This is a genomic window from Kitasatospora sp. NBC_01560, from assembly GCF_045208415.1.
Taxonomy (GTDB): Bacteria; Actinomycetota; Actinomycetes; order Streptomycetales; family Streptomycetaceae; genus Kitasatospora.
Genome location: NZ_CP109364.1, coordinates 235,760 through 250,796, shown reverse-complemented (window position 1 = coordinate 250,796; position 15,037 = coordinate 235,760). Strand labels below are relative to the sequence as shown.

Genomic DNA, 15,037 nt, shown 5'->3' with positions numbered 1-15,037 from the left:
TGATGTCCGACGACAAGAAGCTGCTCGAATACCTCAGGCGCGCCACCGCGGACCTCGGTGACGCCCGGAGGCAGCTGCGCGAGGCCGAGCAGGCCCGCCACGAACCGATCGCCATCGTCTCCATGGCCTGCCGCTATCCCGGCGGCGTCGACACGCCGGAACTGCTGTGGGACCTGGTCTCCCGGGGCACCGACGCGGTCTCCGCCTGGCCGGTCAACCGCGGCTGGGACCTGGAGGGCCTCTACGACCCGGACCCCGAGCGGCCCGGTACCTCCTACACCCGGCACGGCGGCTTCCTGCACGACGCCGCCGAGTTCGACGCGGAGTTCTTCGGCATCTCGCCGCGCGAGGCCCTGGCCATGGACCCCCAGCAGCGGCTGGCACTGGAGACCGCCTGGGAGGCGGTCGAGCGGGCCGCGATCGACCCCCGCACGCTGCGGCGCACCGGCACGGGTGTCTTCCTCGGGGCGATCGGCAACGGCTACGGCGCGGGTTCGCGCCACCTCCCCGAGGTCCAGGGCCTGCTGGACACCGGGACCGCGAGCAGCGTGGTCTCCGGCCGGATCTCCTACACCCTGGGCCTCGAAGGGCCCGCGGTGACCGTGGACACGGCCTGCTCCTCCTCCCTGGTCGCCCTGCATCTGGCGATCCGGGCGCTGCGGGCCGGCGACTGCACGCTGGCCCTGGCCGGCGGGGTGTCGGTGATGGCGACCCCCGACGCGTTCGTGGCGTTCAGCCGCCAGCGCGCGCTGTCGGCCGACGGCCGCTGCAAGGCGTTCGGGGCCGACGCGGACGGAACCGGCTGGTCCGAGGGCGCCGGCGTCCTGCTGCTGGAGCGCTTGTCGGACGCGCGGCGCAACGGGCACCCGGTGCTGGCGGTCGTCCGGGGTTCGGCCACGAACCAGGACGGTGCGAGCAATGGTCTGACGGCGCCGAGCGGTCCGTCGCAGCAGCGGGTGATCCGGGCGGCGCTCGCGGACGCGGGGTTGTCGGCGTCCGAGGTGGACGTGGTGGAGGCGCACGGCACCGGCACCACCCTCGGCGACCCGATCGAGGCGCAGGCCCTGCTGGCCACCTACGGCCAGGGGCGGCCCGCCGGACGGCCCTTGTGGCTGGGCTCGTTGAAGTCGAACGTCGGCCACACCTCGGCGGCGGCCGGAGTGGGCGGCGTCATCAAGATGGTGCTGGCGTTCGAGCACGGCGAACTGCCCAGGACCCTGCACGCGGACCGGCCGACGCCCATGGTGGACTGGTCGTCGGGAGCCGTGGAAGTCCTCTCCGAGGCCCGCGCCTGGGACGACACGGGACGCCCGCGCCGGGCGGGCGTGTCCGCCTTCGGCGTCAGCGGCACCAACGCCCACCTGATCCTGGAACAGGCCCCGCCGGAGGAAGCCGAACCGGTGGCCGACACCGCGGCCGGCGGCGACGCGTACCCGCTGCCCTGGGCGCTGTCGGGGCGCACCGACGCGGCGCTGCGCGACCAGGCGGCCCGGCTGCTGGCACACCTGAGCGCCGACCCCGCACCCTTGCGGGCCGCCGACACCGGCCGGGCCCTCGCTCTCACGCGGACCGCCTTCGAACGGCGCGCCGTGGTGGTGGGCGCCGACCCGGACGGGCTGCTCGACGGCGTGAAGGCGCTGGCGGAGGGCCGCTCGGTGCCGGGGCTGGTCCAGGGCGACGGTGTGTCCTCGGGTCGTTCGGTGTTGGTGTTCCCGGGTCAGGGTTCGCAGTGGGTGGGGATGGCCGCGGAGTTGCTGGCCGGGTCGGTGGTGTTCGCGGAGCGGATGGGCGAGTGCGAGCGTGCGCTGGCGCCCTATGTCGACTGGTCGTTGGCGGAGGCGCTGGGTTCGGAGCGGTTGTTGGCGCGGGTCGATGTGGTGCAGCCGGTGCTGTGGGCGGTGATGGTGTCGCTGGCGGAGGTGTGGCGTTCGTTCGGCGTCGTTCCGGACGCGGTGGTCGGTCACTCCCAGGGTGAGATCGCCGCGGCTGTGGTGGCGGGCGGGCTGAGTCTCGACGACGGTGCCCGGGTGGTCGCGTTGCGTTCGCGTGCGGTGGCGGTGCTGGCGGGCCGTGGCGGCATGGCGTCGGTTCCTCTGCCGGTGGAGGTGGTGCGGGAGCGGATCGCTTCGTGGGTGGGGCGGTTGTCGGTGGCGGCGGTGAACGGTCCGTCGTCGACGGTGGTGTCGGGTGACGCGGACGCGGTGGGGGAGCTGGTCGAGGCCCTGGTGGGGGAGGGGGTGCGGGCGCGTCCGATCGAGGTCGACTACGCGTCGCACTCCGCGCACGTGGAGGAGATCCGCGAGCGCCTGCTCTCCGACCTGAACGGCATCACCCCTGTCGCGGGTTCGGTGCCGTTCTTCTCGACGGTGACGGGTGGCTGGCTGGACACGGAGGCTCTGGACGCGGAGTACTGGTACCGCAACCTCCGGCAGACCGTCGAGTTCGAGCAGGCGACGGTGGCGTTGCTGGCGGAGGGTTTCCGGTTCTTCGTCGAGTCCAGCGCGCACCCCGTGCTCACCTTCGGCGTCCAGCAGACCGCCGACGCGGCCGACACCGCCGGCTCCGCGCAGGGCCCCGCCGTGGTCGTGGGCACGCTGCGGCGCGGCGAGGGCGGCCTCGACCGCTTCCTGACGTCCCTGGGAGAGGCCCACGCGGGCGGCCTGTCGCCCGACTGGGACCAGGTGTTCGCCGGACACCGTCCGGACGGCATCTCGCTGCCCACCTACCCCTTCCAGCGTCGCCCGTACTGGCTGGCGGACACCGGCCCCGCGGCGGGCGGTCCGTCCGGAACGTCCTCGGACGGCGACGACTTCTGGGAGGCCCTGGGCGGCGGCGACCTGGACCGGTTCACCACGACGCTGGGGGTGACGCCCGACGACCCGCTGAACGTGGTGCTCCCCGCGCTCGCCACCTGGCGCACCGAGCGTACCGAGCGTTCGGTGGTCGACTCCTGGCGCTACCGCGTGACCTGGCGAGCCCTGCCCGACGGCCCGCCGGTCGCACTGGACGGCAACTGGCTCGTGCTGTCGTCGGACGGCCGGCCCGAGGACGGGGTGAGCCGACCGGAGACGACCGTCCGGGTCATGGAGCAGGCCGGGGCTTCGGTGGTCCACCTACGGATCGCCGAGGCGGAGGCCGACCGTGCCGTGCTGGCAGACCGGGTTCGCGCGTCCCTCGACGCGCTCCCCGGCCCGGTGACGGGAGTGCTGTCGCTGCTGGGCCTCGACGAGCGCCCGCACTCGGCGCACCCCTCCGTCCCGCTGGGCGCCGCGCTCAACCTGGCCCTGGTGCAGGCCCTCGGGGACGCCGGGACCGACGCGCCCCTGTGGTGGGCGACCCGGGGTGCGGTGTCGGTGGGGGGCACGGACACCGGGAGCGCGGTCAGCGCCGCGCAGAACCTGCTCTGGGGTCTGGGCCGGGTCGCCGCGCTGGAGTTCCCGCAGCGCTGGGGCGGTCTGATCGACCTCCCGGAGGTCCTGGACGCGGACACCGCCCCGCAGCTGTGCCGGGTGCTGGCCGGCGGCGCCGGGCACGAGGACCAGGTCGCCGTACGGGCCACCGGCTGCCACGGCCGGCGGCTGGTCCGGTCGGCCCTGGGCGACACCGCGCCGCTGCGCAGCTGGCGGCCCGGGGGCACCGTGTTGATCACCGGCGGCACCGGTGGGATCGGCGCGCAGATCGCGCGCTGGCTGGCCCGGCGGGGAGCCGGGCACCTGGTGCTGGTCAGCCGGCGCGGCGCGGATGCGCCGGGTGCGCCGGAGCTCTCCGAGGAACTGGCCGCCCTCGGCACCCGGGTCACCCTGACCGCGTGCGACGTCGCCGACCTGGAGGCCCTGCGCGAGCTCAAGGACGGCCTCGAACAGGACGGCCACCGGATCAGCACCGTCTTCCACGCCGCAGGGGCCGGGCTGCTGGTGCCACTGCCCGAGACCGACGCGGACGAGTTCGCCGACACCCTCCACGCCAAGGTCGGCGGGGCCAGGAACCTGGACCTGCTCTTCGACCGGGACACGCTCGACGCGTTCGTGCTGTTCTCCTCCATCTCCGGGGTGTGGGGCAGCGCCGTCCACGGCGCCTACGCCGCCGCCAACGCCTACCTCGACGGTCTCGCCGAGGACCGCAGGAGCCGCGGCCTCGCCGCGACCTCCGTGGTGTGGGGCATCTGGAGCCCCGAGGGCGGGGCCGGCGGGATGGCGGCCGACCTGGCGGAGGAGACCCTGCGCGGCCACGGCGTGCTCTTCATGCCGCCCGCGGTCGCGATCACCGGGCTCCAGCAGGTCCTGGACCACGACGAGACGGTGGTCGTGGTCGCCGACATCGACTGGGAGCGCTTCGCGACGGTCTTCACCTCGGCCCGCCCCAGCCCGCTGATCGGGGAACTCCCCGAGGTGTGCGCCGCGCTGGCCGCCGAGGCGGAGCCCGGCGGGACCGCGGCCCGGGGAACGCCCTCGGCGCTGCGCGACCGGCTGGAGCCGCTCCCGGCGGCCGAGCGGACCAGGGTGCTGGTCGACCTGGTCCGGACCCACGCGGCCGCCGTCCTCGGCCACGACTCGCCGGACGCGGTCGCCCCCGGCCGCGCCTTCCGCGACCTGGGCTTCGACTCCCTGACCGCCGTGGACATGCGCAACCGGCTCAACACCGCCACCGGCCTGCGGCTCCCGGTCACCGTCGTCTTCGACTACTCGTCGGCGACCGCCCTCGCCCGGCGCGTGGAGACCGGGCTGCTGGGCGTCGCCGAGGAGCCCGCCACGGTCCGGCCGCTCCCGGTGGCGGAACCCGCCGCGGACGACGACCCCGTCGTGATCGTCTCCATGAGCTGCCGCTACCCCGGCGGCGTACGCACCCCCGAGGACCTGTGGCACCTGGTCGCCGACGGGCGCGACGCCGTCTCCGGGCTGCCGTCCGACCGGGGCTGGGACCTCGACGCGCTGTACGACCCGGACCCCGACCGGCCCGGCCGGAGCTACGCCGCCGCGGGCGGATTCGTCACGGACGCGGACCGGTTCGACCCCGGGTTCTTCGGGATCTCGCCGCGCGAGGCCCTGGCCATGGACCCGCAGCAGCGACTGCTGCTCGAAACCTCCTGGGAGGCGATCGAGCGCGCCGGCATCGACCCGGCGTCCCTGCACGGCACCCCGACCGGCGTCTTCGCCGGCGCCTCCTACCAGGGCTACGGCGGCGCCCTGAACGACGTCCCCGAGGAACTGGAGGGCCTGATCGTCGCGGGCATCTCCACCAGCGTCCTGTCCGGGCGGGTCGCCTACCAACTCGGCCTCCAGGGGCCCGCGGTGACCGTGGACACGGCCTGCTCCTCGTCCCTGGTGGCGGTCCACCTCGCCGCGCAGTCGCTGCGTTCGGGCGAATGCGCGCTGGCCCTGGCGGGCGGTGTCACGGTGATGGGCACCCCGCTGTCGTTCACCGGCTTCAGCCGGCAGCGCGGGCTCGCCGAGGACGGGCGCTGCAAATCCTTCGCCGCCTCGGCGGACGGCTTCGGCATGGCCGAGGGCGTGGGCCTGCTGCTCCTGGAACGGCTCTCGGACGCCCGCCGCAACGGCCACCCGGTGCTCGCGGTGCTGCGCGGCTCGGCGATCAACCAGGACGGCGCGAGCAACGGGCTGACCGCGCCCAGCGGCCTGGCCCAGCAGCGGGTGATCCGCGACGCGCTGGCGAACGCCCGGCTGACGGCCGCCGACGTGGACGCCGTCGAGGCGCACGGCACCGGCACCCGGCTGGGCGACCCGATCGAGGCCGACGCGCTGCTGGCCACCTACGGCCAGGACCGGCCGGCCGACCGGCCGGTGCGGCTCGGGTCGCTGAAGTCGAACATCGGGCACACCCAGGCCGCTGCCGGAGTCGGCGGCATCATCAAGATGGTGCTGGCGATGGGGCACGGCGAGCTGCCGCGGACCCTGCACGTCGACCGGCCGACCCCGAACGTGGACTGGACGGCGGGCGCCGTCGCCCTGCTGACCGAGGCCGCCCCCTGGCCGGAGACGGGCCGGCCGCGCCGGGCCGGCGTCTCCTCGTTCGGCCTGAGCGGCACCAACGCCCACGTCGTCATCGAGCAGCCGCCCGCCGGGACCGAGCCCGCACCCGTACCCGCACCCGAGCCCGTACCCGGGGCGTCCGCCGTCCCGTGGGTCCTGTCCGGGCGGACCGCCGAGGCGGTGAAGGCCCAGGCGGAGCGGCTGCACGCGTACCTGACGGAGCACCCGGAGCTGTCGTCCGTCGACGTCGGCCACTCCCTGGCCACCACCAGGACCGCCTTCGAGCACCGCGCGGCCGTCGTCGGTGACGACCGCGCGGCCCTGCTGGGCGGCCTGGCCGCGCTGGCCGCGGGAGACCGCGCACCCGGCCTGGTCGAAGGCGCCGTCGCCCGGTCGGCCCGGACCGTCTTCGTCTTCCCCGGCCAGGGATCCCAGTGGGCCGGCATGGCCCGGGAACTGCTCGACCACGCCCCGGCCTTCGCCGACCGGATCGCGGCCTGCGCACGCGCCCTCGCCCCGCACCTGGACTGGTCGCTGCTCGCCGTCCTGCGGGACGAGCCCGACGCGCCCCCGCTGGACCGGGTGGACGTGGTGCAGCCGGTGCTGTGGGCGGTGATGGTGTCGCTGGCCGAGCTGTGGCGGGCGCACGGGATCGTCCCGGACGCCGTGGTCGGGCACTCCCAGGGGGAGATCGCCGCCGCCTGCGTGGCCGGCGCGCTCTCGCTGGACGATGCGGCCCGGATCGTCGCCCTGCGCAGCCGGGCCCTGCTGGCCCTGACCGGACGCGGCGGCATGCTGTTCGTGCCGCAGCCGGTCGAGGCCGTCCGTGAAGCGCTGTCCGCCCACGACGGGCTGCTCGACGTCGCCGCGGTCAACGGGCCGACGTCGGTGACGGTCTCCGGCGACCCGGCGGCACTGGAACGACTGCGCGAGCAGTACTCCGAGGCGGGCGTCCTGACCTGGCCGGTCCCTGGCGTGGACTTCGCCGGACACTCGCCCCAGGTGGAGGAGCTCCGGGAGGAACTGCTCACCCTCCTCGGCGGCACCGCGCCGCGGACGTCCGACATCCCGTTCTACTCCACGGTCAGCGGCGGCCCCGTGGACACCCTGGGCCTGGACGCCGCGTACTGGTACGAGAACCTGCGCCGGCCGGTCGAGTTCGGACGGGCGGTCGACGCGCTCATCGCCGACGGACACCACACCTTCGTCGAGTGCAGCACCCACCCCGCGTTGACCGTCTGGCTCCAGCAGGCCGTCGAAGCGGCCGGAGCCGGCGCCGGAGCCGTCGTCGGCACCCTGCGGCGCACCGAGGGCGGCCCCGGCCGCTTCCTCGCCGCGCTCACCGAACTCCACGTCCGCGGACTGCCGGTGGACTGGGGCACGGTGTTCGCCGGCACCGGCGCGCGCAAGCAGCCCCTGCCCACCTACGCCTTCCAGCAGCAGCGCTACTGGCTGGACACCACCCCCGGCCGGCCCGCCGACGCCCTGACCGGCACTGGCGCTCTGACCGGCACTGGCGCCACGACCGGCGCCGGCCCGGCCGACTCCGGCTTCTGGGAGGCGGTCGACCACGGAGACCCGGACACCCTCGCCACCCTCCTGCGGGTCGAGGACGGGGAGCTGAGGGCCTCCCTCGCCTCCCTGGCACCCACGCTCGCCGCGTGGGCGCGCGGCCGGGCCGACGACCGGACCGCCGACAGCTGGCGCTACCGGGTCACCTGGAAGCCCCTGCCGGCATCGGAGCGGCCCCGGCTCGCCGGCAGCTGGCTCGTCGTCGCCCCGGCCGGCGCCGCCGAGGACCCGGCCGTCGCGTTCGCCGTGGACTCCCTGCGCGGACACGGCGCCACACCCGTCCTGGTCGAGGCGGGCCCCGACGCGACCGACCGGGCCCGGTTCGCCGCACTGCTCCGCGACGCCCACGACAACCCCGACGGGCCGCCCGCCGGAATCCTGTCGCTGCTCGCCCTGGCCGAGGAACCGCACGGCGACGGCTCGGCGCTTCCCCGCGGCCTCACCCTGACGGTCGCGCTCCTCCAGGCCCTGGGCGACCTCGGCACCGACGCCCCGCTCTGGTGCGCCACCCGGGGCGCGGTGTCGGTCGGCCGCTCCGACCGGATCGACAGCGCCCTCCAGGCCCTGGTCTGGGGCCTCGGCGGGGTCGCCGGTGTCGAGTACCCGCAGCGCTGGGCCGGCCTGGTCGACCTGCCGCGACAGCTCGACGACCGGGCCGCGACCCGGCTCGCCGAAGCACTGACCGGCCCCGACGGCGAGGACCAGGTGGCGGTGCGCGCCACCGGCCGCTACGGCCGCAGGGTCGTCCACGCCGCACTCGGCGACACCGCGCCCGTACGCGACTGGACGCCCGAGGGCACGGTCCTGATCACCGGCGGCACCGGCGGCCTCGGCGCCCAGATCGCCCGCTGGCTCGCCCGCACCGGCACCGCGCACCTGCTGCTCACCAGCCGGCGCGGCGTACACGCGCCGGGGGCCGACGCCCTGCTGGCCGAACTGCGCGGACTCGGCGCCGCCGCCACCGCGGTGGCCTGCGACGTCGCCGACCGCGACGCACTGGCGGACCTGCTCGCCGGCATTCCGGCCGAGCGCCCGCTGCGCGCCGTCCTGCACACCGCGGGCGTCCTCGACGACGGGGTGATCGACTCGATCACCCCGGAACGCGCGGCCGGCGTCCTGCGCCCCAAGCTCGACGGCGCACGCAACCTCGACGAACTCACCCGTGAACTCGACCTGACCGCCTTCGTGCTGTTCTCCTCGCTCGCCGGCACGCTCGGCGGCACCGGCCAGGGCAGCTACGCCGCCGCCAACGCCTACCTCGACGCCCTGGCCCGGCAGCGCCGCGACCGCGGACTGCCCGGCACCTCGGTCGCCTGGGGCCTGTGGGGCGGCGACAGCCTCGCCGCCGGAGCGGTCGCCGAACGGCTGATCCGCGACGGCCTGCCCGCCATGGATCCCGCCACGGCCACGACCGCGCTGCGCCAGGTCCTCGGCCACGACGACACGGCGGTCCTCGTCGCCGACTTCGCCTGGGACCGCTTCACCCGGGCGTTCACCGCGCTCCGGCCCAGCGCCGCCCTCGGGGACCTGCCCGAGGTACGGGACGTGCTCGCCGCCGCGGACGCGTCCCGGGGCACGGCCGACGGCGCCGGGCCGCCGGCCCTGCGGCTGGCCGCACTGCCCCCGGCGGAACGGGACCGGGCCCTGCTGGACCTGGTCCGCTCCGAGGTCGCCGCCGTGCTCGGTCACCCCGGGCCCGAGGCGGTGGGACCGGACCAGGCGTTCAAGGAAATCGGCTTCGACTCGCTGACCGCCGTCGAACTGCGCAACCGGCTCGCCGCGGCCACCGGCCTGCGCCTGTCGGTGACCCTGGCCTTCGACTACCCCACGGCCACGGCCCTGACCGGACACCTGCGCGCCGAACTGCCCGGGGCGCCCGCCACCGGGACGTCCGACGCCCCCGGGCAGTCGACCGCGGCCGCCGCGGTGCCCGAGGACGAGGCGATCGCCGTGGTCGCCATGAGCTGCCGCTACCCCGGCGGCGTCAGCACCCCCGAGGAGTTGTGGGAGCTCGTCGCCGGCGGACAGGACGCGATCACCGGCTTCCCCACCGGACGCGGCTGGGACCTCGACGGCCTCTACGACCCGGACCCGGACCGGGTGGGCAGCACCTACGCGCGGGAGGGCGGCTTCCTCCACGACGCCGACCGCTTCGACCCGGCCTTCTTCGGGATCTCGCCGCGTGAGGCGCTGACCATCGACCCGCAGCAGCGGCTGCTGCTCGAACTCTCCTGGGAGGCGTTCGAGCGGGCCGGCATCGACCCGCTGTCGCTCAAGGGCAGCGCGAGCGGCGTCTTCGTCGGTTGCAGCCACCACGACTACGGGTCGCGCGTCACCGAACCCTCCGAGGAGTTCGAGGGCTACCTCGGCATCGGCAGCGCGGGCAGCGTGGCGTCCGGGCGGATCTCCTACAGCCTCGGCCTCGAAGGGCCCGCGGTGACCATCGACACGGCCTGCTCCTCGTCGCTGGTCGCGGTCCACCTCGCGGCCCGGTCGCTGCGGGCCGGCGAATGCTCGCTGGCGCTCGCCGGCGGGGTGACCGTGATGTCGACACCGGGCGCGTTCGTGGAGTTCAGCCGGCAGCGCGTGCTGGCCGAGGACGGCCGCTGCAAACCGTTCGCCGCCGCCGCCGACGGCACCTCCTGGGCCGAGGGCGCCGGACTGCTCGTCCTGGAACGCCTCTCGGACGCCCGGCGCAACGGCCACCCGGTGCTCGCCCTGGTACGCGGCTCCGCCGTCAACCAGGACGGCGCCAGCAACGGCCTGACCGCCCCCAACGGCCCCTCCCAGCAGCGCGTCATCCGGGCGGCCCTCGCCGACGCCGGGCTGACCGCCGGCGAGGTCGACGCGGTGGAGGCGCACGGCACCGGTACCCGGCTCGGCGACCCGATCGAGGCCCAGGCACTCCTGGCCACGTACGGCCGGGAACGCGGCGCGCAGCAGCCGCTGTTGCTGGGGTCGCTGAAGTCGAACATCGGACACAGCCAGGCCGCCGCCGGAGTCGCCGGCATCATCAAGATGGTGCAGGCCATGCAGCACGGGACGCTGCCGCGCACCCTGCACGTCGACACGCCGACACCCCACGTCGACTGGTCGGCCGGCGCGGTCCGGCTGCTCACCGACGACACCCCGTGGCCGGAGACCGGCCGCCCCCGGCGGGCCGCGGTGTCCTCGTTCGGAGTCAGCGGCACCAACGCCCACACCATCCTCGAACAGCCCACCGAACCGGCTCCGGCCGCCGTCCCCGCGCCGACCGCGGCGACCACCCCGGACACGCCCGCCCTGCCCTGGCTGCTCTCCGCCCGTGGCGCGGACGCGCTGCGGGAGCAGGCCGCCCGGCTGCTCCGGCACGTGGAGCGGGCCCCGGCCCTCGCCGTCGCCGACCTGGGCCGCTCCCTGGCGCTGAACCGCAGCGCCTTCGAGCACCGGGCCGCCCTCACCGGCACGGACCGGCAGGCCCTGCTCGGGGGGCTCGCCGCCCTCGCCGCGGGCGAGCCGTCGGCGGACCTGGTGAGCGGTGTCACCGGCCCGGCCGCGAAGACCGCCTTCCTGTTCGCCGGCCAGGGCAGTCAGCGCACCGGCATGGGCGCCGGACTGTACGCGCGGTTCCCGGTCTTCGCCGACGCCTTCGACGCGGTCTGCGCGGAACTCGACCCGCTGCTCGACCGCCCGCTGCGGGAGGTGATCGACGCGGCCCCCGGCGACCCCGGCCACGGCCTGCTGGACCGCACCGAGTACACCCAGCCCGCGCTGTTCGCCCTCGGCGTCGCACTGTTCCGCCTCGTCGAGCACTGGGGCGTGCGTCCCGACCGGCTGCTCGGCCACTCCGTGGGCGAGCTGGCCGCCGCCCACGTCGCCGGGGTGTTCACGCTGCCCGACGCCGCGGCGCTGGTGGTCGCGCGGGGACGGCTCATGCAGGCCCTCCCGGCGGGCGGCGCGATGGTCGCCCTGGCCGCAGGGGAGGAGGAGGTGCTGCCGCTGCTCGCGGGCCGCGGGAGCGACGTCGGCCTCGCCGCGGTCAACGGCCCGGCCTCGACCGTGATCTCCGGCGACGCGGCGGTGGTGGACGAGATCGCCGCCGTGCTCGCCGCGCGCGGCCGCAAGACCCGACGGCTGCCGGTCTCCCACGCCTTCCACTCGCCCCTCATGGAGCCCATGCTCGCCGAGTTCCGCGAGGTCGCGGCCCGGATCGTCCCGGGGGAGGCCGTCATCCCCGTCATCTCCGACCTGACGGGCGAGCCGGCCACCGCCGAGCAGCTCGGCTCACCGGACTACTGGGTGGAGCACGTGCGCGGCACCGTCCGCTTCCAGGACGGCGTACGCCACCTGGAGCGCGACGGCGTCACCGCGTTCCTCGAACTCGGACCGGACGGCGCGCTCACCGCCATGGGCCAGGACTGCCTGACCGGCGCCGCCGGCAGCCCCGTGCTGGTGCCCCTGCTGCGCAAGGACCGGCCCGAAGCCCCCGCGGCGACGGCCGCCCTGGCCCGGCTGCACGTCACGGGCCTCCCCGTGGACTGGAACGCCGTCCACTCCGGCGGCCCGTCCCGCTCCACCGTCGACCTGCCGACCTACGCCTTCCAGCGCGGCAGCTACTGGCTGCCGGCCGGCCCGGCCACGGCCGACCTGCCCGCGGCCGGACTGCTGACGGTCGACCACCCGCTGCTCGGCGCCGGAACGGAACTCGCGGACTCCGACGGCTTCCTGTTCACCAGCAGGTTCTCGGTCCGCAGCCACCCCTGGCTGGCCGACCACGGCGTCTACGAGGGCGTGCTGTTCCCCGCCACCGCCTTCCTGGAACTCGCGGTCCACGCGGGCGACCAGGTCGGCTGCGACCAGGTCGAGGAACTGACCCTGGAGGCGCCGCTGGTGCTCCCGGCGGGCGGAGCCGTCACCCTCCAGCTCACCGTCGGAAGCCCGGACGCCTCCGGCACCCGCCCGCTGAGCGTCCACGCCCGGGCCGCCGACGACGGCCCCGACGCCCCCTGGACCCGGCACGCGAGCGGCCTGCTCGGCTCCGCCCCAGCCCCCGAACCGGCGGACCCGGCGGACCCCGGGGCCTGGCCGCCGCCCGGAGCCGTCCCCCTCGACACGGAAGGCCTGTACGACCGGTTCGCGGGAGGCGGATTCGCCTACGGCCCCGCGTTCCAGGGCCTGCGCGCCGCCTGGCGGCTCGGCGACGAGGTGTACGCCGTCGCGAGCCTGCCGGAGGAGCAGCAGCCGGACGCCGCCGCGTTCGGCCTGCACCCGGCCCTGCTCGACGCCGCCCTGCACGCGCTGGTGTTCGACGTACTGGAGGGACCCGCGCAGGGCTGGCTGCCGTTCTCCTGGAACGGGGTGCGCCTGCACGCCTCCGGCGCCACCGAACTCCGGCTGCGGCTGACCCCCACCGGCCGCGACGCCGTCGCCGTACGGGCGACCGACGCCACCGGGCGGCCGGTGGTCTCGGCCCGCTCCCTCGTCCTGCGGCCCGTCTCGGCCGACCGCTTCAAGGCCACCCGCGCCGGACACCACGAGGAACTGTTCCGCCCCGAGTGGCAGGCCCTGCCGGAGCGCGCCGCGACCGCGGTGGACACCGTCCCCGACCCGGAGTCCTGGACCGTGCTCGGCACCGGGACGCACCTGCCCTCCGGCGCCGCGCCGCTCCCCGGCCGTACGGTCACCGACCTCGCCGCGCTGTCCGCACTGCTCGACGCGGGCGCCCCGCCGCCCCGGCTGGTCCTGGCCCCCTGCCCGCCCGTCCCGACCCCGCCCGGCACCCTGCGCGACGCCGTCCACGACGGCCTCGGCACGGTCCTCGCCCTGCTGCGCGCCTGGCTGGCCGACGAGCGCCTGACCGGCTCCAAGCTGGTCCTGGTCACCGCGGGCGCGGTCCCGGTGACCGGCGACGACGTCCCGGCCCCGGCCCTGGCCGCGCTCTGGGGCATGGTCCGCTCGGCGCAGACCGAGAACCCCGACCGCTTCGTCCTGCTGGACCTGGACACCCACGAGACCAAGCCCGCCGTACTCGCCGAGGCCCTCGCGTCCGGGGAACCCCAGCTCGCGATCCGGGCCGGAGCCGTCCACGTCGCCCGGCTGGCCCGTGTCCCGCTGGCCGCCACCGGGCGCACACCCGGCTGGGGCGGCGACGGAACCGTCCTGATCACCGGCGGCACCGGCGCCATCGGCGCCCACGTCGCCCGCCACCTGGCCGCCGAACACGGCGTCCGGCACCTGCTGCTGACCAGCCGCAGCGGCCCCGCCGCCGACGGCGCGGCGGAACTCCTCGCCGAACTCGCCGCCCTGGGCGCGCAAGCCGAGATCACCGCCTGCGACGCCGCCGACCGCGACGCCCTCGCGGCACTGCTGGCCGCCGTGCCTCCCGCACACCCCCTGACCGGGGTGGTGCACGCCGCGGGCGTCCTGGCCGACGGCGTCGTCGCCACCATGACGCCCGAGCAACTCGACCTCGTCCTGCGCCCCAAGGTGGACGCGGCGATCAACCTGCACGAACTCACCGCCGGCCCGGACCTGTCCGAGTTCGTCCTGTTCTCGTCCATCGCCGGCGTCTTCGGCGGCATGGGCCAGGGCAACTACGCCGCCGCCAACGCCTTCCTGGACGCACTGGCCCACCGGCGCCGCGCCGACGGGCTGCCCGGCCGCTCCCTCGCCTGGGGCCTGTGGGCCAACAGCACCGGGATGACCGGCGGGCTCACCGAGGCCGACCTGCGCCGGATCGCCCGGGGCGGGATCGTCGCCTTCGACCCGGCCCAGGGCCTGACGCTCTTCGACACGGCCGGCACCCTCGACGAGCCGGTCCTCCTCCCGCTGCGGCTCGACACCAAGGCCGTCCGCGCCCAGGCCGCCACCGGCGGCGTCCCCGCCCTGCTGCGCGGCCTGGTGCGCCCCGGCGCCCGGCGCGGCGCCGCGGGCCCCGCCGCCGGCACCGGCCCCGACGGGCCCGAAGCCCTGAAGCAGCGCCTCGGCTCCCTCAACGAGACCCAGCGCGGCCGGGTCCTCCTCGACCTGGTCCGCTCCCACGCCGCCCTGGTGCTCGGCCACAGCGGCCCGGCCGCGGTCGAGCCCGGACGCGGCCTGCTGGAGGTCGGCTTCGACTCGCTGACCGCGGTGGAACTGCGCAACCGGCTGCGCGCCGCCACCGGCCACCCCCTGCCGGCCACCCTGCTCTTCGACCACCCCACCCCGGCCGCGATCGCCCTGCACCTCGCCGCCGAACTGGTCCCCGACGCCGGGCCCGGACCGCTCCCCGACCTCGCCGAACTGGACCGCCTGGAAGGCTCCCTCGACGACCCGGCGAGCCGCGAACGGCTCGCCGACCGGCTCCGGGAACTCCTGGGCCGCCTCGACCCGGCGGCCACCGCGGCCGGCGGGGACGGCGCGGCGGCCGACTCCATCGAGGACCGCATGGACGGCGCCAGCGACGACGAACTCTTCGACCTCATCGACAACGAGCTCGGCCTGTCATGACACCGACCCGA

Annotated in this window: 1 protein-coding gene; it reads left to right on the top strand. The window is 76.1% G+C overall.

The window, feature by feature from the left end; genetic code table 11:
• Nucleotides 1-2: 2 nt before the first annotated feature.
• Nucleotides 3-15,026, top strand: a complete 15,024-nt coding sequence (locus OH807_RS00990; protein WP_406192474.1) for a type I polyketide synthase — start codon at nucleotides 3-5, stop codon at nucleotides 15,024-15,026.
• Nucleotides 15,027-15,037 lie beyond the last annotated feature (11 nt).

Coding starts and splice junctions, on each gene's coding strand:
- OH807_RS00990 (WP_406192474.1), top strand. CDS start 3: ATGTCCGACGACAAGAAGCTGCTCGAATACCTCAGGCGCGCCACCGCG.